Annotated in this window: 23 protein-coding genes and 1 pseudogene; 4 read left to right on the forward strand and 20 right to left on the reverse strand. The window is 63.4% G+C overall.

All coding sequences use genetic code 11. From position 1 onward, the window contains the following. Positions 1-6: 6 nt before the first annotated feature. The 15 genes from trbJ to KIT25_19000 all read right to left on the reverse strand — a co-directional run bounded on the left by trbJ (position 7) and on the right by KIT25_19000 (position 14,209). Positions 7-744 (reverse strand): P-type conjugative transfer protein TrbJ, encoded by a 738-nt coding sequence (trbJ, locus tag KIT25_18930; protein ID UYN94105.1) that lies wholly within the window; start codon positions 742-744, stop codon positions 7-9. Further along, positions 741-3,182: a conjugal transfer protein TrbE gene (locus KIT25_18935; GenBank protein ID UYN94106.1), complete on the reverse strand. Its 2,442-nt coding sequence runs from the start codon at positions 3,180-3,182 to the stop codon at positions 741-743. The genes trbJ and KIT25_18935 overlap by 4 nt, the downstream gene beginning before the upstream one ends. Positions 3,183-3,191: 9 nt before the next feature. Continuing rightward, positions 3,192-3,455, reverse strand: a complete 264-nt coding sequence (locus KIT25_18940) for a VirB3 family type IV secretion system protein (GenBank protein UYN94107.1) — start codon at positions 3,453-3,455, stop codon at positions 3,192-3,194. Then, a complete protein-coding gene (locus KIT25_18945; protein UYN94108.1) occupies positions 3,455-3,778 on the reverse strand; it encodes a TrbC/VIRB2 family protein in 324 nt (107 codons plus the stop codon). Before KIT25_18945 ends, KIT25_18940 begins: the two co-directional genes overlap by 1 nt. Next, positions 3,775-4,695 carry a P-type conjugative transfer ATPase TrbB gene (trbB, locus tag KIT25_18950; protein ID UYN97985.1) on the reverse strand — a complete coding sequence of 307 codons (921 nt, stop codon included), beginning with the start codon at positions 4,693-4,695 and terminating at the stop codon, positions 3,775-3,777. Before trbB ends, KIT25_18945 begins: the two co-directional genes overlap by 4 nt. A 466-nt stretch (positions 4,696-5,161) precedes the next feature. Next, complete coding sequence (locus KIT25_18955; protein UYN94109.1) at positions 5,162-5,602, reverse strand: ribbon-helix-helix domain-containing protein; 441 nt, start codon at positions 5,600-5,602, stop codon at positions 5,162-5,164. A gap of 3 nt (positions 5,603-5,605) precedes the next feature. Further along, positions 5,606-7,603 (reverse strand): conjugal transfer protein TraG, encoded by a 1,998-nt coding sequence (locus tag KIT25_18960; protein UYN94110.1) that lies wholly within the window; start codon positions 7,601-7,603, stop codon positions 5,606-5,608. A gap of 95 nt (positions 7,604-7,698) precedes the next feature. Continuing rightward, on the reverse strand, positions 7,699-9,447 hold the full coding sequence (locus KIT25_18965; GenBank protein UYN94111.1) for a DUF3363 domain-containing protein: 1,749 nt from the start codon (positions 9,445-9,447) through the stop codon (positions 7,699-7,701). Between the two features lie 247 nt (positions 9,448-9,694). Continuing rightward, the gene (locus KIT25_18970) at positions 9,695-10,399 is read right to left on the reverse strand and encodes a lytic transglycosylase domain-containing protein (protein ID UYN97986.1); all 705 of its coding nucleotides are present in this window, start codon (positions 10,397-10,399) and stop codon (positions 9,695-9,697) included. A 116-nt stretch (positions 10,400-10,515) separates the two neighbouring features. Continuing rightward, complete coding sequence (locus tag KIT25_18975) at positions 10,516-11,028, reverse strand: S26 family signal peptidase (GenBank protein UYN94112.1); 513 nt, start codon at positions 11,026-11,028, stop codon at positions 10,516-10,518. After that, positions 11,025-11,489, reverse strand: coding sequence for a DUF2840 domain-containing protein (locus KIT25_18980; GenBank protein ID UYN94113.1), 465 nt, complete (start codon positions 11,487-11,489; stop codon positions 11,025-11,027). Before KIT25_18980 ends, KIT25_18975 begins: the two co-directional genes overlap by 4 nt. Before the next feature lie 238 nt (positions 11,490-11,727). After that, a complete protein-coding gene (locus KIT25_18985; protein ID UYN94114.1) occupies positions 11,728-12,567 on the reverse strand; it encodes a replication initiator protein A in 840 nt (279 codons plus the stop codon). Between the two features lie 18 nt (positions 12,568-12,585). Then, positions 12,586-12,870: a helix-turn-helix domain-containing protein gene (locus tag KIT25_18990; GenBank protein ID UYN94115.1), complete on the reverse strand. Its 285-nt coding sequence runs from the start codon at positions 12,868-12,870 to the stop codon at positions 12,586-12,588. A 155-nt stretch (positions 12,871-13,025) separates the two neighbouring features. Then, positions 13,026-13,364: a DUF2285 domain-containing protein gene (locus KIT25_18995; GenBank protein UYN97987.1), complete on the reverse strand. Its 339-nt coding sequence runs from the start codon at positions 13,362-13,364 to the stop codon at positions 13,026-13,028. Between the two features lie 581 nt (positions 13,365-13,945). Continuing rightward, on the reverse strand, positions 13,946-14,209 hold the full coding sequence (locus tag KIT25_19000) for a DUF2285 domain-containing protein (GenBank protein UYN94116.1): 264 nt from the start codon (positions 14,207-14,209) through the stop codon (positions 13,946-13,948). A gap of 215 nt (positions 14,210-14,424) precedes the next feature. Here KIT25_19000 and KIT25_19005 point away from each other — a divergent pair, with 215 nt between their 5' ends. Beyond that, entirely contained in the window at positions 14,425-14,655 is a 231-nt protein-coding gene (locus KIT25_19005) for a helix-turn-helix transcriptional regulator (GenBank protein UYN94117.1), read from the forward strand. A gap of 182 nt (positions 14,656-14,837) precedes the next feature. Here KIT25_19005 and KIT25_19010 read toward each other — a convergent pair whose 3' ends face one another. Continuing rightward, the gene (locus KIT25_19010) at positions 14,838-15,359 is read right to left on the reverse strand and encodes an SOS response-associated peptidase family protein (GenBank protein ID UYN94118.1); all 522 of its coding nucleotides are present in this window, start codon (positions 15,357-15,359) and stop codon (positions 14,838-14,840) included. Between the two features lie 53 nt (positions 15,360-15,412). Here KIT25_19010 and KIT25_19015 point away from each other — a divergent pair, with 53 nt between their 5' ends. Further along, positions 15,413-16,003 (forward strand): SOS response-associated peptidase, encoded by a 591-nt coding sequence (locus KIT25_19015; protein ID UYN94119.1) that lies wholly within the window; start codon positions 15,413-15,415, stop codon positions 16,001-16,003. A gap of 74 nt (positions 16,004-16,077) precedes the next feature. Here the strand turns inward: KIT25_19015 and ligD are convergent, their stop codons facing one another. The 3 genes from ligD to KIT25_19030 form a co-directional block, all read right to left on the reverse strand. Next, positions 16,078-17,046 (reverse strand): non-homologous end-joining DNA ligase, encoded by a 969-nt coding sequence (gene ligD / locus KIT25_19020; protein UYN94120.1) that lies wholly within the window; start codon positions 17,044-17,046, stop codon positions 16,078-16,080. A 146-nt stretch (positions 17,047-17,192) separates the two neighbouring features. Beyond that, positions 17,193-17,525, reverse strand: a complete 333-nt coding sequence (locus tag KIT25_19025; GenBank protein ID UYN94121.1) for a hypothetical protein — start codon at positions 17,523-17,525, stop codon at positions 17,193-17,195. 24 nt (positions 17,526-17,549) lie between these two features. Further along, positions 17,550-18,128 (reverse strand): hypothetical protein, encoded by a 579-nt coding sequence (locus KIT25_19030; GenBank protein UYN94122.1) that lies wholly within the window; start codon positions 18,126-18,128, stop codon positions 17,550-17,552. 47 nt (positions 18,129-18,175) lie between these two features. Between KIT25_19030 and KIT25_19035 the strand changes: the two genes are divergently transcribed. After that, on the forward strand, positions 18,176-18,397 hold the full coding sequence (locus KIT25_19035; GenBank protein ID UYN94123.1) for a hypothetical protein: 222 nt from the start codon (positions 18,176-18,178) through the stop codon (positions 18,395-18,397). 362 nt (positions 18,398-18,759) lie between these two features. On the opposite strand, the gene KIT25_19040 is transcribed toward KIT25_19035, so the two are convergent. After that, complete coding sequence (locus tag KIT25_19040; GenBank protein ID UYN94124.1) at positions 18,760-19,083, reverse strand: DUF736 domain-containing protein; 324 nt, start codon at positions 19,081-19,083, stop codon at positions 18,760-18,762. A 243-nt stretch (positions 19,084-19,326) separates the two neighbouring features. Here KIT25_19040 and KIT25_19045 point away from each other — a divergent pair. After that, positions 19,327-19,614 (forward strand): annotated as a pseudogene (locus KIT25_19045) (DUF736 domain-containing protein). The last annotated feature ends 14 nt before the right edge of the window (positions 19,615-19,628 follow it).

A 19,628-nucleotide genomic window follows, 5' to 3' on the forward strand; every position in this document is an offset into this window, starting at 1 on the left:
ACTGACTCAGTTGTGGAACATCTGAACGGTAGTCGGTTGGTAGCCTTGGCGCGGTGTGAGGAAGCGCCGAAGCTGCTCTCGCGCCTGGTCCTGAGCGGCAGCACGCTGCGCCGCCTCGAGCCCTTGGGCCCTGCCCTGCGCCGCGACAGTAGCCGTCAAGTCCGCAAGCTGCTGCGCCTGAAGCGCTAGTAGCTGATTGCCGGCCTGGGTCGCCTGGAGCGCGCCCGTCGCGCCTTGGCTTGCGGCGATCAAAGCCGGCATTTCGCTGCGATTGGTGTCGAGGTTGCCAACGACAGTCGCCTGCACACGCAGGGCATCCTGCAGGCCATCAACCGTGTTCTGCCAGCGCGTCCGCGCATTGGCGATCAACGACAGGTCGGACTGGCTCGTCGAGGCAGGCGCATAGACCGTAGAGAACGCCTGGTCGATCTGTTGGACGTCGAAGGCAATGCCTTGGACTTCGGCCAGCAGCTGCTGCGTGCGGCCAATCGACTGTTGCAGCTGCCGCAGCGACGAATACGGAAGACTGGCGAGATTGCGCGCCTGGTTGATCAGCATCTGCGCTTCGTTCTGCAGCGATGTGATCTGGTTGTTCACCTGCTGCAGCGCCCGTGCCGCCGTCAACAGGTTCTGCGAATAGTTGCTGGGATCGAATACGGTCATCTGCGCCGAAGCGGGCAGCACCGTGCCCGCGATGGTGGTGGCGGCTGCAAGGGCGACAGCGAACCGTGTCAGTCGAATCATGATGAGGGCTCCAGGTTCTTGAGATCGGGGATGAGGTCGACAGCCCACGGGACGCCACGGGCCGTCAGCCAGGCAGTGAGAAACCCCTCACGTCCGTGCTCGGCCAAGAGCCGGTCTATAAGGGCCTGGTCCGATTTCGCCGAGGCTGCGGTCAGGGTGAGTGCGATCTCGCCGAGACCGAGCTCGAACAGGCGGTTGCCGCGGCGGGATTGGCAGTAATAGTCGCGCTTGGGTGTCGCACGGGCCAGGATCTCGATCTGCCGGTCATTGAGGCCAAACCGGCGATAGATGGCCGTGATTTGCGGCTCTATTGCTCGCTCATTGGGAAGGAACAGCCGGGTCAGACAGCTTTCGATGATGGCCGGCGCAATCTTGGAGGCATCGATATCGGCAAGCGACTGGGTGGCGAAAACCACCGACGCATTCTTCTTGCGCAGCGTCTTGAGCCACTCACGCAGCTGGGCGGCAAACCCCTCGTCGTCGAGGGCGAGCCAGCCTTCATCGACGATCAGCAAGGTCGGGCGGCCATCAAGCCGCGCCTCGATGCGATGGAACAGATAGGCCAGGACGGCTGCGGCAGCGCCCGTCCCAATCAGGCCCTCGGTCTCGAAGGCCTGCACCGAACCAATGCCGAGCTGCTCGACCTCGGCGTCGACCAACCGGCCATAGGCACCTCCAAGACAATATGGCCTGAGTGCACGCTTCAGCGCTGTCGATTGCAAAAGGACCGAAAGACCGGTCAGCGTGCGCTCGCCGCTGGGCGCCGAGGCGAGCGACGTCAGCGCCGACCAGAGATGGTCCTTGGCCTCAGGGGTGACGCTGACCTTTTCAGCAGTAAGGATGGCCGAAAGCCACTCCGCAGCCCACCCTCGTTCTGCGACGTCCTCGATGAGCGCCAGCGGCTGAAGGGTGACAGGCTCGGAGGTGTCTTCGGACAGGGCACCACCGAGATCGTGCCAGTCTCCGCCCATCGCGAACGTTGTGGCACGGATGGATCCACCAAAGTCGAAGGCAAAGACCTGCGCGTTTGCATATCGACGAAATTGCAACGCCATCAACGCCAGCAGCACTGACTTTCCAGCACCGGTGGGCCCCACAACGAGGGTATGGCCGACGTCACCGACGTGGATCGCGAACCGAAAGGGCGTTGAGCCTTCCGTCTTGGCGAAGAAGAGCGGTGGCGCGTCCAGGTGCTCATCTTTCTCGGATCCCGACCAAACGGCCGAGAGAGGGATGATGTGAGCAAGATTCAGGGTGGAAATGGGCGGCTGACGCACATTGGCGTAGGCATGACCAGGCAGGGACCCCAGCCAGGCGTCGACAGCATTGACTGTCTCCGCCTTGCAGGTGAAATCCCGCCCTTGGATGATCTTCTCGACCAGCCGAAGCTTTTCGTTGGCAACGCGGCGATCCTCATCCCAGACCGTCACGGTGGCGGTGCAGTAAGCCTCACCGGCCACATCGGCCCCGAGCTCCTGCAAGGCTGCATCAGCATCCATCGCCTTGTTGTGTGCATCAGTGTCCAACAGGGTCGATGCCTCATTCGTCATGACCTCTTTGAGGATCGCGGCGATCGACTTCCGCTTGGAGAACCACTGCCGACGGATCTTGGTGACAAGCTTTGTGGCGTCGGTCTTGTCGAGGAGAATTGCCCGGGTCGACCAGCGGTAAGGGAAGGCGAGACGATTGAGCTCATCCAGGAGCCCAGGGGTTGTGGCGCTCGGGAAGCCAACGATCGTGAGAACGCAGAGATGGGCGTCGCCCAGTCTCGGCTCGAGGCCACCCGTCAATGGTTGGTCTGTCAACAGAGCATCGAGATACATCGGTATTTCGGGCACTCGAACGCGCTGATGCTTGGTCGAGACGCAGGAATGCAGGTAGGTCAGCGTCTCGGCGTCGTCGAGCCAACGGCACTCAGGCATGAAGCCGTCGAGAAGCTGCAGGATGCGGTCCGTTCGATCGACGAAGCCGTTCAGAATCTCGCGGGCGTCGATGCCCGTGCCCTGCTCCCGACCTTCATAGAAGAAGCGTTGCGTTGCTGACGTTTCCGAGGTCGGCGGTAGATAGAGGAACGTCAGGAAATAAGCTGATTCGAAGTGAGCCCCCTCTTCCTCGAACGCTGCCTTCCGTTCGGCTTCAACCAACGCCGACGCCGGCTCGGGGAAGCGGCTTGTGGGGTAGGTGCTCGCGGGTTGCCGTTGAGCCTCCACGAAGATCGCCCAGCCGGACCCAAGGCGACGGAGCGCACTGTTCAGCCTCCCGGCAACGGCGACAAGCTCGGCCGGTACCGCCGAATCCAAATCGGGTCCGCGGAAAGCGGCACTCCGCTGGAACGAACCATCTTTGTTGAGAACCACGCCAGGAGCAATGAGAGCAGCCCACGGCAGGAAGTCCGCGAGGCGCGCCGTTGAATTGCGATATTCAGCAAGGTTCATCATGGGCACCCCTCACACGCGCAGGAAACCGGGGATGCGGAGGTGCCGGCGCACCACGTCGACGAACAGGGGATCGCGCTTCGCTGCCCAGACAGCCAAGGCGTGACCGATGACCCAAAGGAAGAGGCCGGCGAGCCAGAGCCGCAGGCCAAGTCCGAAAGCGGCCGCCAGCGTGCCGACAAGGATCGCGACCGAGCGCGGCGCGCCACCCAGCAGGATCGGCTCGGTTAAAGCGCGGTGCACGGGGACCACGAAGCCTGGTACGGGCCCCTCCATCAGACGAGGGCCCCGCCGCCGAAGGAGAAGAATGACAGGAAGAAACTAGAAGCCGCGAAAGCGATCGAGATGCCGAAGACGATCTGGATCAGGCGTCGGAACCCGCCCGAGGTCTCACCAAAGGCCAGCGTGAGGCCTGTGATGATGATGATGATCACGGCAATGATCTTGGCCACCGGCCCTTCGACCGATTGCAGGATCTGCTGCAGCGGTTGCTCCCAAGGCATGCTGGAGCCCGCTGCCCAGGCCGATGGGGCAAGGGCCACGGAAAGTGTGACGGCAGCGACCGGTGTGACCGCTCGCCGGAACACGAAAGGCATCATGTTTGATCTCCCAAGAGTGTGAGTGCGTAGTCTCCGTTGGATGCGAGTCCTTCGACGCGACCGAGCTCGGTCAGGCGGCGCGCGGTGCCTCGACCGGACAGAACGGCGATCAGGTCGATCGTTTCGGCGATCAGGGCGCGCGGCACTGTGACGACGGCTTCCTGGATGAGCTGCTCTAGTCGCCGCAGGGCGCCAAGCGCCGTGCCGGCGTGGATGGTGCCGATTCCGCCAGGATGGCCGGTTCCCCAAGCCTTCAAGAGATCGAGCGCTTCGGCGCCGCGGACCTCGCCGATCGGGATGCGGTCTGGCCGCAACCTCAGCGAAGAGCGCACCAGGTCGGACAACGACGCCACACCGTCCTTGGTGCGCAGGGCCACGAGATTGGGCGCCCGACATTGCAGCTCGCGGGTGTCCTCGATCAGCACCACCCGATCCGATGTCTTGGCGATCTCGGCCAGGAGGGCATTGGCCAGTGTCGTCTTGCCGGTCGACGTACCGCCGGCGACCAGGATGTTGCGCCGTTGGGCGACGGCCTCTCGGAGAGAACAGGCCTCGGCGGCCGTCATGATCCCACTCGCGACATAGTCCTCGAGCGAGAACACTGCGACGGCCGGCTTTCGGATCGCAAAGGTGGGCGCCGTCACGACGGGCGGCAGAAGCCCTTCGAAACGCTCTCCCGTCTCGGGCAGCTCGGCCGACACACGGGGGCTGCCGGCATGGACCTCAGCCCCGACATGATGAGCGACAAGCCGCACGATCCGCTCGCCATCGGCGGCCGCAAGATGCTGGCCGGTTTCAGCGAGACCGGTGGACAGGCGGTCGACCCACAGCCGGCCATCGGGGTTCAGCATGACCTCGACGACGGCAGGATCTTCGAGCCAGGCGGCAATGGCTGGACCAAGCGCCGTGCGCAGCATCCGCGCACCGCGAGAGATCACTTCGGCTTGGAAAGAATGAACCGTGCTTATCCGGTTATCACCCACGGATCGTCCTTCCCGACGTAAGATCAACAATGGACCCGTCTACGAGGCGCATGCCGAGCGCCACGTCGCTTGGCCGATAGTTATTGTCGTTGCCGCGGAGGCGGTACGCTGGATCGTCGACGACCCGCACGTCGAACCACCGATTCGGTGCGGTCTGCCCCCAATACTTGCTGCTCCGTTTGATGCGAGCGACGAGTTGCTGGTCACTCATTTCAAAGGCCCCCTTCATCGGGTGTTAGCCGGATAGGCATGGAATGGACTGTCACGATCACCCCGTGCGAGACCGTGCGAGCGACGGTCGTGGACTGGGGTCGACTAAGAGGACGAGAAGATGGGGCGAAGCAACAACATCAGACCGGCGTAGTGCTTCAGCGTAGAAAGGCAGGCGCGCGACGGAAGCTCAGGTTGGGTCCGCTGCCTCATCGCTGGCTTGTACTTGTGGCGCGATGTCCTGAGAAATCTCATCGGCAAGTGTCCGTCCCTTCGCCAGACGTCGTCCAAGAGCCTCGACGTAGCCCTCGTACCGTTCCCGCCCCTTCGCCTGTGCTGCCGGTTGGGCGGTGTCCGGTAGCGGAGGAGTGGCCGTCAGCCAGAACCGAACGAACAGCGCCAACGCCTCATTCGTAATGGTGACATGCCGTTCGAGCCGCTCGACCTGCCGCGTGAGTCGATCCAGACGACGGCCCAGTGCCCCCTCCAGTCGCTCGGAAGCGTCTGGAGACAAGAACGAGTCAAGGGCAGTTTCGACGATGAGGGCCTGCGGGACGCGCTTGCGTGTGGCGTAGTCGGCAAGCTTTCCCGCCAGTTCAGGCGGCAGGCGAAAGGTGTGCTTGGTGCGCATGGCCTAGAGGTCGATACCATCACTCGGATCCATGGCCGCCTGGCGGGCTAAGCCGCGCGCCTTGGCACGCAGCACGCGGGCACGCACGGCCTCGTCATCTGGCTCGTCCTCGCCAAAGGCAAACTCCGCTGACGGCATTACTGGGTCGGGTGCGATATCCTCGTGCTCGGGAAGCTCGGGCTCTCGTCGGATTCCACTGTTCGCCGGATCCTCAGTAGGCGCACCCGGCGAGCGCGGCTCGGTCCTAGCGCGGTCGCTGCACGGAGCATCCGATCCACTCCAGTCGTCTATCGCGGTCGCTCTCCTCGGCTCGGCACTTGTCGTCTTCGGCGACGGTAGGATCCGATCCTTGAGCTGTTGGTCCTCATAGTACCGGACCTTTTTCGCCCGGATCGGAGGGCAGCCGGAGACCAGGACCAGCTCGTCGGTCGGAGGGAGCTGCATTACTTCACCGGGCGTGAGCAGTGGCCGTGCGGTCTCCTGGCGCGACACCATAAGATGGCCAAGCCAAGGACTGAGGCGGTGGCCAGCATAGTTTTTGGCATCGCGAATCTCGGTTGCCGTACCCAACGCATCGGAGACGCGCTTGGCCGTGCGTTCGTCGTTGGTCGCGAAGGAGACTCGCACGTGGCAATTGTCGAGGATGGCGTTGTTCGGTCCGTAGGCCTTCTCGATCTGATTGAGCGACTGAGCGATGAGAAAGCTCTTCAGCCCATACCCGGCCATGAAGGCGAGCGCCGACTCGAAAAAGTCTAGGCGGCCCAGTGCCGGGAACTCGTCTAGCATCAGTAAGAGCCGCTGTTGTCGACGCTGGTCATGGAGATCCTCGGTGAGCCGGCGACCGATCTGGTTCAAAACGAGCCTGATGAGCGGCTTGGTTCGGCTGATGTCGGAGGGCGGCACCACGAGGTAGAGCGTGGTCGGTCGTTCGTCCTCAATGAGGTCACGAATGCGCCAATCGCAGCGCCGAGTTACCTGGGCGACCACGGGATCGCGGTAGAGACCGAGAAAGGACATGGCGGTCGAGAGAACGCCGGAGCGTTCGTTCTCGCTCTTGTTCAGGAGCTCTCTCGCGGCCGAGGCGACCACGGGGTGCGGGCCGGCCGCCCCGAGATGCGGCGTCGTCATCATCGCGTGAAGTGTCTTCTCGATCGCCCGCTTGGGGTCTGATAGCAGAGCCGAGACGCTCGCCAATGTCTTCTCCTCCTCGGCGTACAGCACGTGCAGGATCGCTCCGACCAGAAGGGAGTGGCTTGTCTTCTCCCAGTGATTCCTCCGCTCCAGAGCTCCCTCGGGATCTACCAGGACGTCGGCAATGTTCTGGACGTCTCGCACCTCCCACTCGCCGCGACGGACTTCCAGCAGAGGATTGTAGGCGGCCGACTGCGCGTTCGTTGGATCGAACAGCAGAATGCGGCCGTGCTGAGCCCGAAACCCCGAAGTCAGCTGGAAGTTCTCTCCCTTGATGTCATGAACGATCGCGCTGCCCGGCCACGTGAGCAGAGTTGGGACCACGAGCCCAACACCCTTGCCGCTGCGCGTCGGTGCAAAACACAACACGTGCTCTGGGCCGTCGTGGCGCAGGTACTCGTGATCGAGCCGTCCAAGCACGACGCCGTCTGGCCCTAGAAGACGAGCGCTGCGTGCCTCACGCGCCGTCGCCCAACGCGCTGAGCCGTAGGTGGCGACGTTCTTCGCCTCACGCGCCCGCCACACCGACATGCCGATAGCGACGGCGATGGATATGAATCCGCCCGATGCGGCAATAAAGGCTCCCTCGACGAAGATGGCGGGCGCGTAGGCGTCATAGGAGTACCACCAGGCGAAGAACGACGGAGGAAAGTAGACGGGTATGCCGCCTGCAATCTCGAACCAGGGATGCCCAAGCTGAGGCTGATAGCCAAGCCGCCAGGCAGTCCACTGCGTGGCCACCCAGAGCGTGACCAGCACGATCGAGAAGACGATCGTGATCTGGCCCCAAAGGATTTTGGTCGCAGACATGGCTGCAACATGAGGCGAGAGACCATCATGACGACAAGGGTGCAACGTCTCGGTGGCGGTCGTAGCGTGCAATTCGGACGACGCACGCTGGACAGTCAGAGGCTGAGGCCACGCTTGCGACCAAGGTTCCAATCAACGTGGCCACCCGGTAGGACCACGCCGGCAACATGCTCGTTGGCGTGCCGCTCCAGAGCAGGCCGCCAGGGCACGAGCTGAAAGCCCAGCCCGTCATCGATCATCGCAAAGCGGCCCGATGACAGGACGATACGCTGGCGATAGATGCCAGCGACGTGCTTACCTTCGCCCGCGGGCTGGTAGGCCAGTCCCGTCTCGACCGCGAGCTTGGCGGCCGCCTCATTGATCTCGCGACGTCGCAGCGTGTCGAGCAAGTCGCGAGCGAAGACCGTTTGCTGCCCTTGCCGTCGGGCCAAGCCTTCAGTCGCGAGATGGTCGATCCTCCGATCCATGGCATCCCGTACAGCGACTCCAAAACCCGAACCGGTCGCGGTGTCGCGCGAAAGCAGCTGGCGATCGAGCCAAGTCGCCCCAGGCGCGAAAACCTGTTCTTGCAGCGAGAGGTCAGATCGAACAGCGAGCGACAGTCGGTCGTAACCTTTGTCGTCCCGGTAGGCGCGCGCCTCGACAATGGCTCCCGGCTTGGCATCACCGGTCATCTCGAGCGCAGAGAACTGGAGATGGTGCGTGCGACCATCAATCCCATCGACGATGGCATAGGCAGATCCTCTGAGTTCATCGTGCAGTCCGCGCTCGACAAGGCGGCCCAGCACCTGGTCGGTCACCCGATCACCATGGAGTGCAAAGCCAGAAACATCCGCCTCACGCCCGGCCGCGACCATGGCACGGTGCATGGTCTTGATGATGTCTCCCCGAATGGAGAGATCGCGCAGCGTCTGCTCCAGCCCGGGCTTGAAGGTCCAGCGACCCGGGGCGACCTGGTCGCCAAGCCCAAGCCGCTCGAGCTTCGCTATCCGACCGACCATCAGACGGCGTAGCTCGGGGTCCTCATCAGGCGACCCCGGACGAAGATCGGCGACCCCTCCCCCTTCGTCCGCGGCGGCACGGAGCGCCCGATCAAGGCCGGTCCACCGTTCAGCCTCGACCTCTCTTTCAAGAGCTGAACTGATCTCGCGATCGCTGCGTGGGCCGAGCTCGAGTGTAACCCGGTCGGCCGCTCGTGCCCGCATACCGCGGCTGATGTAGTCACGACTGATGACGAGGTCCTTGCCATCATCGGCCCGCCCACGCACCAGCACGTGGACGTGCGGATTGTCGGTGTTCCAGTGATCGACGGCGATCCAGTCCAGCTTGGTTCCAAGGTCCCCTTCGGCCTCCGCCATCAGCTCTCGGGTAAAGGCCTGCAAGTCCGACATCCGGGCGGCATCTTCTGGCGAAATGGTGAAGCGGAAGTGATGGCGGTCCTGCTCGCACCGCTCGGCAAAGGCCTGGCTGTCCGCATCTTCCGATCTCGCATCGAACATCCGCGCGTCAGCGCCATCACGGGTCACGCCGTCGCGCTTCAAATAGGCGACATGCTTGGCCAGAGGCGCCGAACGGAACTGCTTTCCCTGATGGCGAACCACCCGGGTCATGATGACGACCCGCCGACCGGGAGATCGCAGGGAAAGAGCGAGGGCGGCGCGGCGGCCGCGGCCGAAGCGGGACCCCGCCCCGCCCCTGGCGCGGCCGAAGGCCGGCCCGGTATGGCCCGCTTTCTTCGCGGCCCGCATGACCTGCGCGACGAAACTCTTGGGCCTGGCTGCCCAGCGACCTCCGTCGCGAATACGGCCAGGCCGAACCCGGAGGTCGTCGTCGCCCCTTCTCACGGCCTTCGTCCCTTGGCATTGATAGGAGAGATGGCGCTTGGGCCGTTGATATCACTGGCTTTTCTCGCGCGAGCGCCGGCATCGCGACGCGAAGGATTGGCAGAAACCTCAATCCCACCAACCACATGCGCCCGACCGCGGTCGGCGCTTTTATCTTGCCGTCCGTGGATTGGGCTTTCCTGAGGCCTCCAGCTCACTCGGGCAATCGGGAGAATGCAGGAACAGGGGCCGCTGTCGACATGTCGCATCATTCGAACCGCGCTGCACCTGTCCGGCCGACGAACAGTCCCTCGGCCCGGGGCTGCAGCGCAAACTCGCCGGCAAGGGAACGGCCAACGGAAGCGCGGCCGGATGGTGGTAGCGGTGACAATGATCCTGCCCGCGAACCGCCAGGACTACGCGACGCGAATAGCGCCGCTTCTTGCCAAGGGATCGCACGCCGGGTGATAGCGAGGGCACCTCCACGCTGCGTCTCGCCGATCATCGGGGCGATTGTTGCGACGTAGAGCTGCGTCTCGTTCGGCAGCTCCCGACCAGACGCCAAGTATTTCTCGTAGCGTTGGGGACCTGCATTGTAGGCCGCCAGAAATCCAGGTGACCCGTAGCGGTCATGCATCTCCCGCAGGTATGCGGCGCCAGCAAGAATGTTGTCGCGCGGGTCAAAGGGATCGACGCCGAAGCCATGGCGGGACCGCAAGTCGGTCCACGTATCAGGCATAATCTGCATGAGACCCATCGCGCCCCCCGGCGAGACGGCGCGCGCATCTCCACCGCTTTCCAGCATCATGACAGCATTGATCCAAGGGATCGGCACATCGAAGCGCCGCGCAGCCTCAGCAACGAAGTCGGCAAATGGATCCGCAGCAGCTTCCCTCTTCGACTGATTGACGACGAATGGTTCGGCATGCGTGGGGCAAGCTACTGCCGCGGTCAGCAAAGGCAGAAGAACCATGGCCAGCACCGCGCCAAGCCGACCAACACCTCGCCGGTTCATGACCGGGAAGGGAGCAAGGTTGAGATGCTTGGCGGGGAAGCGGTTGGCAGTTCGAACACAAAAGGAGTGCATGGTCATTCCTTCTCGATCCAAACGGGCTGTGCGCGCGCGAGAACGGCAGAGGACGAGATCGGTCCAAAGTATCGGCCGTCAAACGAATCGGCTGATTGCCAATTCATGAGGAAGACTTCGTCGGCAGCTATGACGCGACATCCTTGCCAGACCGGCAGCGGTCGGCCGCGACTGTCTCGCTCTCGCGCAACGCCCACGGCGACGGCATCGACGAAGATCGAGAGCCTTACCCTGCAAACGACTTGTCCAGGGAGGGCCAAAACATGTTTCAGCATGGGGACACCGCGCGGCAGATAGCTACGATCGGCGAGGAAGCTTGCGAGCGGGTCCGGCGGCAGCACAGCGACAAGCTCGCCGACATGCCGAACCTTGCTTGGGTGCAAGCTGTATAGGCCGAGCGGAACGCTCGCCGAGGCGTTCCATATGTAAAGCGGTGTATGCCCGTGGCCACAGGCCAGAGCCAGCACGCCAGTGCTACCCAGAGCGCAGACCAGGATCGCTCTGCGCGGGGTCACGGCTCGATCCGTTGACGCTGCAGCCAGGCCTGATGACGCGAGCGCGTGTACCATCGCGGCGTCTCGCCGGCAGACAGACGGTTATGGACATGCCGCCAGTAGTCCGGCGCCGCGTCAGCAGGATCGACACCAATTGCTTCAACGGTATCGATCATCTGCAGTACCTGCTGGACCTTCGCCCAGCCGGAGATCCGCAGCAGGATGTCGCCTCCAGGGCGCACGTAGGGGACGGTGGCGCACGACGCACCGGCCGGTACCGTGCGTAGGATGTCGATGCGGGACACGATGGTGCCGAAATCGTTGGCGGCCCAGCGGACGAAGGCAAAGATGCTGCCGGGCGTGAACGACAGGACACGCCGTCGGCGATCGAGGATCTGTTCGGCCGCCGGTCGGCCGAAGCGGATCCAGTGCTCGATGTGCTTCTCGAGCCACAGGAGCTCGACGCGGGTGAGATCGCTCATGCTGCACGACCGACGCCAAGCGGACGCACCAGCTGCTCCCGTCCCGGCCCACCGGCTATCCCCAGTTGTGGATGCACGTCGTCCGTTAGACAGATTCCGAAGGAATCTGAGTTAGGGAAGTTAAGGGCGGTCCAAGTCGCTGAGCACCAAGGACAAATCGCTAAATCGGGTCCCCGATAGCACGAGGATCGGGTCCCCGATGGCACGATAGTCGGGGTCCCCGACAGCACGAGCCGAGTCACAGCTTATCCCCAGGGCGAACGACCATGGGCGAGAAAATGAGTCGTTCGATCCCGCGCGAGTCGCGCTGGATGACCAGCTGGTAGCCCGGCAGGGTCTGTCGGCGCACAATCTCGCGCAGGTCGTACGCGAAGTGCTTGGGCGGTGAGAGGCTGCCCGATTTACGATGCAGGTGCAGAATATCGAAGCTCCAGCCGCCGACCTGGTGCCCGCCATGCTTGCGCACCACGCGGTAGAGCCAGCGCTCAAGCCCGCCCGTCAGCTCGAAATACGCGCGGTCGATAGTCAACACCAGTGCTTCATCCAGCACGCCCGCGTAGAACCAATCGGGCAGGATCAGTTCAAGGCCAAGCGGTCGACCGTGTGCATCGGCTGTCTCTTTCCATTCATTGATCCAGGAGAAGCGGTGTCGTCGGCGCTCCGCCGGCTGGCGGATGGACGTCAGCACCGTCGTCGACTGCAGACGGTCGAGCGCAGCCTTCAGACGATCATAGTCACGCACGCTAGTACCACGCCCGACGAACGTCAGAATCTCATACGGCGTGGCAGCCATGAGACGGGACGTCTTCAAGCCAGCATCGCGCGCCTCGATGATTTGTGAGGCGGCCCAAATTAGGACGTCTGCGTCCCAAATGGTGGCCATGCCGTGTTCCGGAACGGCTTCGACGCGTATCTGAATGCCCCCAACGCGGAAGTCGATCGGCACGAGGCGCTTTGACTTGGCCAGTGAGAAGAACGGATAGGCCATGAGGTCCTGCGAATCGCGAGGCGCCAGATCGCCGGGCAACGCCCGAAATAAGTCGAGCTGGTCGCGTTCAGATGGAGGTTTGCGGCGCATTGGCAGTGCCGGCACACGTCAGCGCCGAATCCGATCGGCGTACGCGGGCGAGACGGCGACGTGCCGTTTGGCCGGCAGCACGGTCCCTGTCCCAGGGTCCGACGTTGACATCTTGGTGCCGCGGTCTGCCCACGCCTTCAGGTCGTCAATCGCGTAGACGACGCGCCCGCCGATCTTCCGGTAGGCAGGGCCAGTGCCATAGGTGCGATGCTTCTCGAGCGTGCGCCCAGACAGGCTGAGGAAGCGCGCCGCTTCGGGCGTACGGAGATAGCGTGGAGGAAGACCGGCTGTCGGATCGGGCATGCGAGAGGCTCCGTGGTCCTGGCGAGAGCCGTCGACGGCGACGGCGGGTCGGGGACCACGGTGGCGAAGAACGCCTGCGTAGACGGATGACGGAGTGGGGTGGCCTGGTTAGCGGCACCCCTCCGACGGCCAATCGGAGGCGCTCTTTTTCTGTGCTAGCGGCCGCGGAGTAGTTTGCGATAGCCACCTTCCATGGTGGCGACGGCGTCTTTGACGAGCCGGATCGTCTGGCCGCGTATGGAAGACGTCTTCCAGGGATACCTGGCCACGGCAGCCGGCCCATAAAGGGCCAGGGCAATCTCGCGATAGCTGGCTTGAGCCTGGTGGCCGTCAAGGGCGCGAACCATCAGGATGAGGCGCTGACGAAGGCGTGCGGTCAGGTCCCATCCTCGGGGTACAGGTCCTGGTGCTTTGCCAGCGAATCGACGCTGAAGGCGCAGCAGGCCTGCAACACGGAGCAGCATGCTTTCATCCAAGGGAATGATGGCCGCCATCCCTACTCCCGCCCGCAGGTCCCGCAGCCATACTCGATGATAGCCCAACAGGTCTCGCAGGACGACGTGACGGCCGTCGCCTCCATCATAGGCGATCAGCTGACCAGCGAGGTCGGCGGAAACGAGTCGATGCGCGTCCTCGAAGTTAGTCGGTGCCGAGGCCAGGATCACGCTGTGAGGCACAAGCTCCGGTCGCCAGACCACCGGAGCGGCGGAGGTCGCCAGCTTTGGATCGCAGGCGAAAACAAAGCCCCCAACGTTGACCAACGGCTTCTCTGACCGAGGCCGCGTTCGGGACCTGCTTGGAAATCTGGTCGTACTCTCGCCGGTAACGGGGATTTCGTCGCAAGAATTCCCACGCGAACCCACCCCGGTCGATGCGGTTCAAGGTTTCAATGGTGGCGACTGATCTCCAATCCTGTCTCCTTGGCATGTGCGACCTCATCCAAAACGCTACACGGTAGAGATCGCCGACATATTCACATCGCAGTGGGCGCGGAAGTCCTCGGACTTAGAACACGCGATGCGCCAAGCGCGCCGGAGTGCGTTTAAGTGAGACGACAGATTCGTGACGATGCTGATCAGTTCAGGGGAGGACGCAGGAGATGGCGATACCCGGTCTCTGTCATCCAGCGAGCTCGCGCCAGGTGGCTGTCATGAACGACGCGAGCACGTTCTGCTTCACGCTCCGGATCGAGGCCAAAAATAATTCTCACTGCTTCGCGCCAATCGGCACCTTCTTCTGCGGCATCGAGCAGGCGGAGATAGGTCACGAGATGCCGCTCATCGTACGGCGTGAGTTTCGCGCTCATCGGAGGGCTGTCATCGAAGGCCGGTATGGTCATGCCAAGCGATTCTAAGCAATTGGGATTGCAATATCGATGCGCACGAGGCATCGCGTGGGTCGCTGCTGTGCATCACCATAAGCTGTAAAGCTCCGATCGATGGCACGTCTGCGCCTAATGCATGCCGCTGCTGAGACATGGCGAGATCCCTCGATCGACGGGCCGCGTATTATAATACGTCGCACTAAAATACGCGAGCGCTTCCTATCCTGCGGATGGACATCCGCAGGGTCTTCGGGGCAAACGTTCGGCGTTATCGGCTAGCGGCTGATCTCAGCCAGGCGGCCCTGGCGGAGCGGATGGGTGTTGACCGAGCACATGTAAGTGCGATCGAGCGCGGCCTGCAGAACGCAACTCTCATCACGATCCTGCAGATATCGGAGGCACTGAGCGTGCGACCCTCCGCATTGCTCGAAGAAAGCGTGTCTAGGGCGAAAGCCTCATAGCGCGAGGGAAGCGAAGACACCCCTCCTTCGCTTCGATCCAGGGCGGCTTCATGCGGTCGCCAACCGCCTAGCAGAGTCCTGTCGCCTAAGCAGATCGCGCCAGTGAAGCCGTTCACTTGCGTCGATTCTACCATCAAGTTGGTTGAGAGCGATGAACGCCTGCGTTCGTCGGACTGCCACGCCTAAGCCGTCCGTTGAACCTCGTGACCATGTGCAGAGGATTTGGCAGTGAACACCCGCTCGACACGGAACGCCCCTCGGGGTAGCGGCTTCAGCAGCTCGTCCTCCGGGCGCGAGAGATCCAGCCAATCCATCCGCTGCAGGCGTCGCAGCACCGCCATCTGCCGGCCTTGGTAGCGCGCCACCTCGGCATTGGCCGCCACGGTCAGGATGGCGTAGGCCTCCGGCCAGTGTGCTGACGCAGGCCGCCAGATCCCGGCGAAATAAAACCAGTCGCCGTCAGCAAGCGAGAATGCGTAGCGCTGCCCTCGATGGACGAGCCGGAACTCCGATGCCGGCACCAGGCAGCGATGGGTGGGAAACGTCCGCGCTTCGCCGCGCACCAGATTGAACGGCCGTCCGCCAGGCTCCTTCGGCTTCAGGCCCCACGGCAACTCGACCATCTCCACGCCGTCGTCGCCGTACCGTACGATGATGCGGCGCTCGTCCAGCGGGACGTCCATATCGAAAGCGGCTGCCTTCATGGCAGAGAACATAATAGGAACATCAACAAAGCGCAACGGGCTGGTGAAGCAAGATGTGCAACGACTATCGCCTCCATGTCGGCGCCGGGACGATCGCCGACGACTTCTCCAACATCAAAATCAAGATCCGCTTCCCTGAGGGCACGCCCAACATCGAGGCGCGGGATGACATCAAAATCACCGACACCGCGCCGATCGTCCGCACGGTCGACGGCGACCGGGAAGCAGGCGATCTTGTTCAGCGCCGCTGGAGCTGGCCGGGACAGAACAAGCGGCCTGTCTACAATTTCCGGTCGGACGGGCGCGAGTTCGCGTCGGGCCGCTGCCTGATCATCGCCGACGGCTTCTACGAATTCACCGATCCGAAGGACAAGAAGAAGAAACGCAAGGACAAGTGGCTGTTCACGAAGAAACACGAGCCCTGGTTCTGCATCGCCGGCATCTGGCGAAACACCGCCGACGTTGGCGAGGCCTTCACCATGTTGACCCTGCCGCCCGGGCCGGACATCGCGCCCTATCATGACCGGCAGGTCGCGATCCTGAACCGTGCTCAATGGGCCGACTGGCTCGACCCTTCGGTGTCGGCGCGATCGCTGCTGAAGCCGTTGCCCGCCGGGTCGCTCGCAGTGGAGCAAGTCGGCTGAACCTGAAATCGCCAAAGCCGTCTACAGAGCGGGTGGTACCTCGGAGGATGAGTGACCGCCCGATCGACGCACCCTCAACGTCTGTTCGTTGCGCGCGTCGGCCGAGGTGGATGGGGAATGGACCGAACCACCTGCTTCGCCGGCTTGTCTTCGCGCTCGCCGTGGTAGGAGACTTGGCGCAGCAGGTTGTCCTCGGTCCAGCTCAGGTAGGTCACTTCCACCACCATGTCAGGCCGCACCCAGTGGACGCGCGCCAGCTCGAGCGGTGAGCCAAACCGGTTGTCGCGCGGCGGTGGTTGGTCGAGAGGCATCTTCGCCGTCTGCAACGCATTGAGCCGCCTCGCCAGACGCCTGAGCTCCGGTACCGTGATGCCGGTACCGGCACGCCCCGCATAGTGCAGCCGCCCGTCGTCGGTATAGTAGCCGAGGAGGAGCGAGCCGATCTCCGGCCGGCTTCCGGTTGGGTCGGTCCACCCCACGACCACGAACTCTTCGCGGTTCAGGCACTTCGACTTGACCCAGAGGCCCCGGTTTCCTGGAGCATACGGCCTGTCGACGCGCTTGGAGATGACGCCTTCGAGAGACAGCTGGCAGGCATGCTGGCGAAAGCGCGGACCGTCGCCGACAACATGCTCGGTGAAGCGGACGCCCGGGACGTCGCGCACGAACAGCGCCTCCAGCCGCTCCTTGCGCTGGACGAGCGGCAGCATGCTCGTGTTCTCACCCTCAAAGTAGAGAAGGTCGAAGACAAAGAAGACCAGACCGTCGGTGGGCCCTTCGTCCATGGCCGCCTGCAGGCGGCTGAATGAGGTGATCCCGTCCGGCCGGACCGCACAAAGCTCGCCATCCAAATAGGCCGTCTTCACTGGCAGTTTACGAAGAGCTTCGACCGTGTGCCGATATCTTTGCGACCAGTCGAGGCCCGTGCGGGTCAGCAGCCGAATCTGTCCGCGATCCAGTCGAGCGTGCATTCGATAGCCGTCCAACTTGATCTCGTGCAGCCAGTCTGAGCCGCTGGGCGCGTCCTCGACGAGGCGCGTCAACTGAGGCTCGATCCATGTCGGCGGATGAGCTGCGTCGCAACCTGGCGCTCTCGACCTGGTCTTGCGCCGCATGCCGTCAGACCCACACCATTCCTCGCGAGGTTAGCGCAGGCGCTTCACCGGGCACAGCGCCCGACGCGGCCGTCCTACCGCGCGGCTGTCACCATTGCGAATGGCTTGAGCGTGACCTCGACCTTTGCCGCGTCCAGCGCATCATAGAGCCGGCCCGCGAGCAGCCTTGCGTCCGGCCGCTGACCCTTTGGCGTGAGGCGATGCACGGCCTCTATGACGGGCTCCGCCAGTTCGGCGAATTCTGCCGGAGAGAGCCCGATCAGGCCGCCGTTCGTCTTGATCCATCCGTAGAAGCACGGCGAGAGGTAGGTCGGCGCCGCCTTGTGGCGCATCGACCAGTGCCGCAGGCAATGCACGCCGAAGGTTATCGCGAACTGATCGATGAAGCGGTCCCTGGGAAGGTCCATCGTGAGTGTCCTGCGTTGGCCCGGCTACAGCACCTGATGGTTCGGCGCACAGCGCCAGAACCATTGCCGGTACTCGCACTCGGCCCATTCGATGCACACGCCCGCGTAAGTCCTGGCGTCGGTGATGGAGCGATCGATCTGCTCGACCGTCCTGGCGGCAGCAGCATGCGCGTCGAGAGAACAGGCGCCCTGCCGCCGCTCGAAGCGATAGGTCTGCACGATTTCCATGAGCGCCTTGTTGCCTCTCGCCCAGACAAGAATGGCCTCGCGCTGTTCGGCCATCCGATGCCATGCGGCCTCGACTTCCCCAGCCGTCGGGGCGCAGGTGCTGCCCGGCACAAGCCGGTGCAGGCGTTCCTTCAAGATGAACGCGGCCATGGCAACACCCTGCTCCGGAAGCCGGAAGCGGAAATACTCGAGACCGTTGAAGTAGCCGCCGCGCCATTGCGCTTCGATGCGCGCGGCGCGTTCATTGATCCTGCTCTTCTCGGCAGGGGTGAGGTCACCGCGAGCGATCCGCGCAATCCTGATGGGATGACAGCACTCGCCGCTGATCAATGGGAGGTAGCCACAGTGCGCACCTTCGACCAACCACTCCATCATCGGTACTCCGCGATGAAACGCTTGGCACTTCGACGATCAGGGAACAGGTGAAGCTCGACATCGTGCCGCCGGCATCTGGTGCAGCGGAATCTCAGCGTATCGACGCATCGCAGGTTGCCTTGGCGAGCACCGATGCACTCCCGTGCGACAAGCGCCCGATGCCAGCAATGCCTGCAGGAGACACCCAGCGGCTGATGGGATTTCCAAACGTCGTGAAGGTCCGCGGATGGAGAGATCACTTCGCATCGAGCTCCTGGGCGGGAATTTGACTGCCAGCGACTAGAACAAAATGAGAACATGTGATGCCAGAGTCAATCCATAGGGATTGTGGTCAGGTGATCCGAAGGCACTGTGTTTTGTGAAAGAGGCGAGTGGCGGCACCTTCGAGATGCTTGTGCGCGTCGGGCCGTCTCGTAGACCGCCCTCATTTGCCTGGAGCAGGCGTTCGCTCAGCCGCGGTCGCCAACTATCAGGTGTCGTTGCGTTGGCTGGCATCGGCATGGCCAGCAGCGGATGGCAGACGGCATTCGCCGTGGTCGGCGCCGTTCTCTCTGGCTTCATGGCCCTCTCGCGCTTGGCGGGCAAAGAAGGCCCCGCCCGGCGAACCGGGCGGGGCCTCGGGGGCGTCGGCTTACTCGCCGTTCTTCTTGCGGCTGCGCGACCAGATCAGGGTGAAGCCCTCGCCGTCCTCGTCGTCGAACAGGTTGGCGAAGATCGGGTTCGCGAAGCTCGGGTCGTCCAACTTGAGCGAGAGGTAGTCGCGGCCCTCGCTGGAGCGCTTTGACCAGGCGGCCCCGATTTCAGCCCGGCCGACATAGACCCGGTGGCTGGGCGCGTTGTCGTTCGACCGGTTGGCCTCGGGGACGATGCGCACGCCCCTGGCCTGGACGCTGAACGTCACGATCTCGCCCTGGTATTCGTTGCCGGACTTCTTGAAGGAACCGATGTTAGCCATGTGACTTCTCCTTGCTGTTTCGAGCCCCGCGACCATCGCGGCCTCGATGGCGATCTGCAGGCCGGAGGCGATCGACGCCGCACCCGCTTGCGGGCCGGAGCAGAGCGGAGGATGGCGGCGGGACGACTTTCTTGCCTCGCGAGGAATGGGCGAAGCCCAGGGGAAGAAAGTCGAACCGACGCCGTTGCGGCTCAGGCGATCGAGGCGCAGCCGTCCTCTGGCCAGATCAGCCAACGAGAGGCCGTGGGTCGCGCGCCGAACAGCAACCTCGGGAGAAGTCGTGGCCAATCTGAAGGGTCCTGCGCAAGAGAACCGGCATCACGGGCGAAGAGATGGCGGCCACAGCGTAGAAAAAGGACGGCATCGTCTCAGCCCGACCGATCGAACGATAACGCGCCCAGCCACCGGGTCTATGTCGGCAGGGCCGAAATCGGGGCCGCTTGGTCAAAGCGTTCCAGCGAGGGCCGCGATTACCTCTCGCTCAAGTTGGACGATCCGAGCTTCACGAACCCGATCTTTGCCAGCCTGTTTCGATGGTTGGGGGA

This window comes from Enhydrobacter sp. (assembly GCA_025808875.1).
Lineage (GTDB): Bacteria > Pseudomonadota > Alphaproteobacteria > Reyranellales > Reyranellaceae > Reyranella.

Coding starts and splice junctions, on each gene's coding strand:
- KIT25_19010 (UYN94118.1), bottom strand. CDS start 15,359: ATGAAGGCAGCCGCTTTCGATATGGACGTCCCGCTGGACGAGCGCCGC.
- trbJ (UYN94105.1), bottom strand. CDS start 744: ATGATTCGACTGACACGGTTCGCTGTCGCCCTTGCAGCCGCCACCACC.
- KIT25_18960 (UYN94110.1), bottom strand. CDS start 7,603: ATGTCTGCGACCAAAATCCTTTGGGGCCAGATCACGATCGTCTTCTCG.
- KIT25_19040 (UYN94124.1), bottom strand. CDS start 19,083: ATGGCTAACATCGGTTCCTTCAAGAAGTCCGGCAACGAATACCAGGGC.
- KIT25_18940 (UYN94107.1), bottom strand. CDS start 3,455: ATGGAGGGGCCCGTACCAGGCTTCGTGGTCCCCGTGCACCGCGCTTTA.
- trbB (UYN97985.1), bottom strand. CDS start 4,695: ATGCTGCGCACGGCGCTTGGTCCAGCCATTGCCGCCTGGCTCGAAGAT.
- KIT25_18955 (UYN94109.1), bottom strand. CDS start 5,602: ATGCGCACCAAGCACACCTTTCGCCTGCCGCCTGAACTGGCGGGAAAG.
- KIT25_18985 (UYN94114.1), bottom strand. CDS start 12,567: ATGCGCCGCAAACCTCCATCTGAACGCGACCAGCTCGACTTATTTCGG.
- KIT25_19030 (UYN94122.1), bottom strand. CDS start 18,128: ATGATGGAGTGGTTGGTCGAAGGTGCGCACTGTGGCTACCTCCCATTG.
- KIT25_18970 (UYN97986.1), bottom strand. CDS start 10,399: ATGGTTCTTCTGCCTTTGCTGACCGCGGCAGTAGCTTGCCCCACGCAT.
- KIT25_18935 (UYN94106.1), bottom strand. CDS start 3,182: ATGATGAACCTTGCTGAATATCGCAATTCAACGGCGCGCCTCGCGGAC.
- KIT25_18990 (UYN94115.1), bottom strand. CDS start 12,870: ATGCCCGATCCGACAGCCGGTCTTCCTCCACGCTATCTCCGTACGCCC.
- KIT25_19025 (UYN94121.1), bottom strand. CDS start 17,525: ATGGACCTTCCCAGGGACCGCTTCATCGATCAGTTCGCGATAACCTTC.
- KIT25_18995 (UYN97987.1), bottom strand. CDS start 13,364: ATGGCGGCCATCATTCCCTTGGATGAAAGCATGCTGCTCCGTGTTGCA.
- KIT25_19005 (UYN94117.1), top strand. CDS start 14,425: ATGGACATCCGCAGGGTCTTCGGGGCAAACGTTCGGCGTTATCGGCTA.
- KIT25_19000 (UYN94116.1), bottom strand. CDS start 14,209: ATGACCATACCGGCCTTCGATGACAGCCCTCCGATGAGCGCGAAACTC.
- KIT25_19015 (UYN94119.1), top strand. CDS start 15,413: ATGTGCAACGACTATCGCCTCCATGTCGGCGCCGGGACGATCGCCGAC.
- KIT25_18980 (UYN94113.1), bottom strand. CDS start 11,489: ATGAGCGATCTCACCCGCGTCGAGCTCCTGTGGCTCGAGAAGCACATC.
- KIT25_18945 (UYN94108.1), bottom strand. CDS start 3,778: ATGATGCCTTTCGTGTTCCGGCGAGCGGTCACACCGGTCGCTGCCGTC.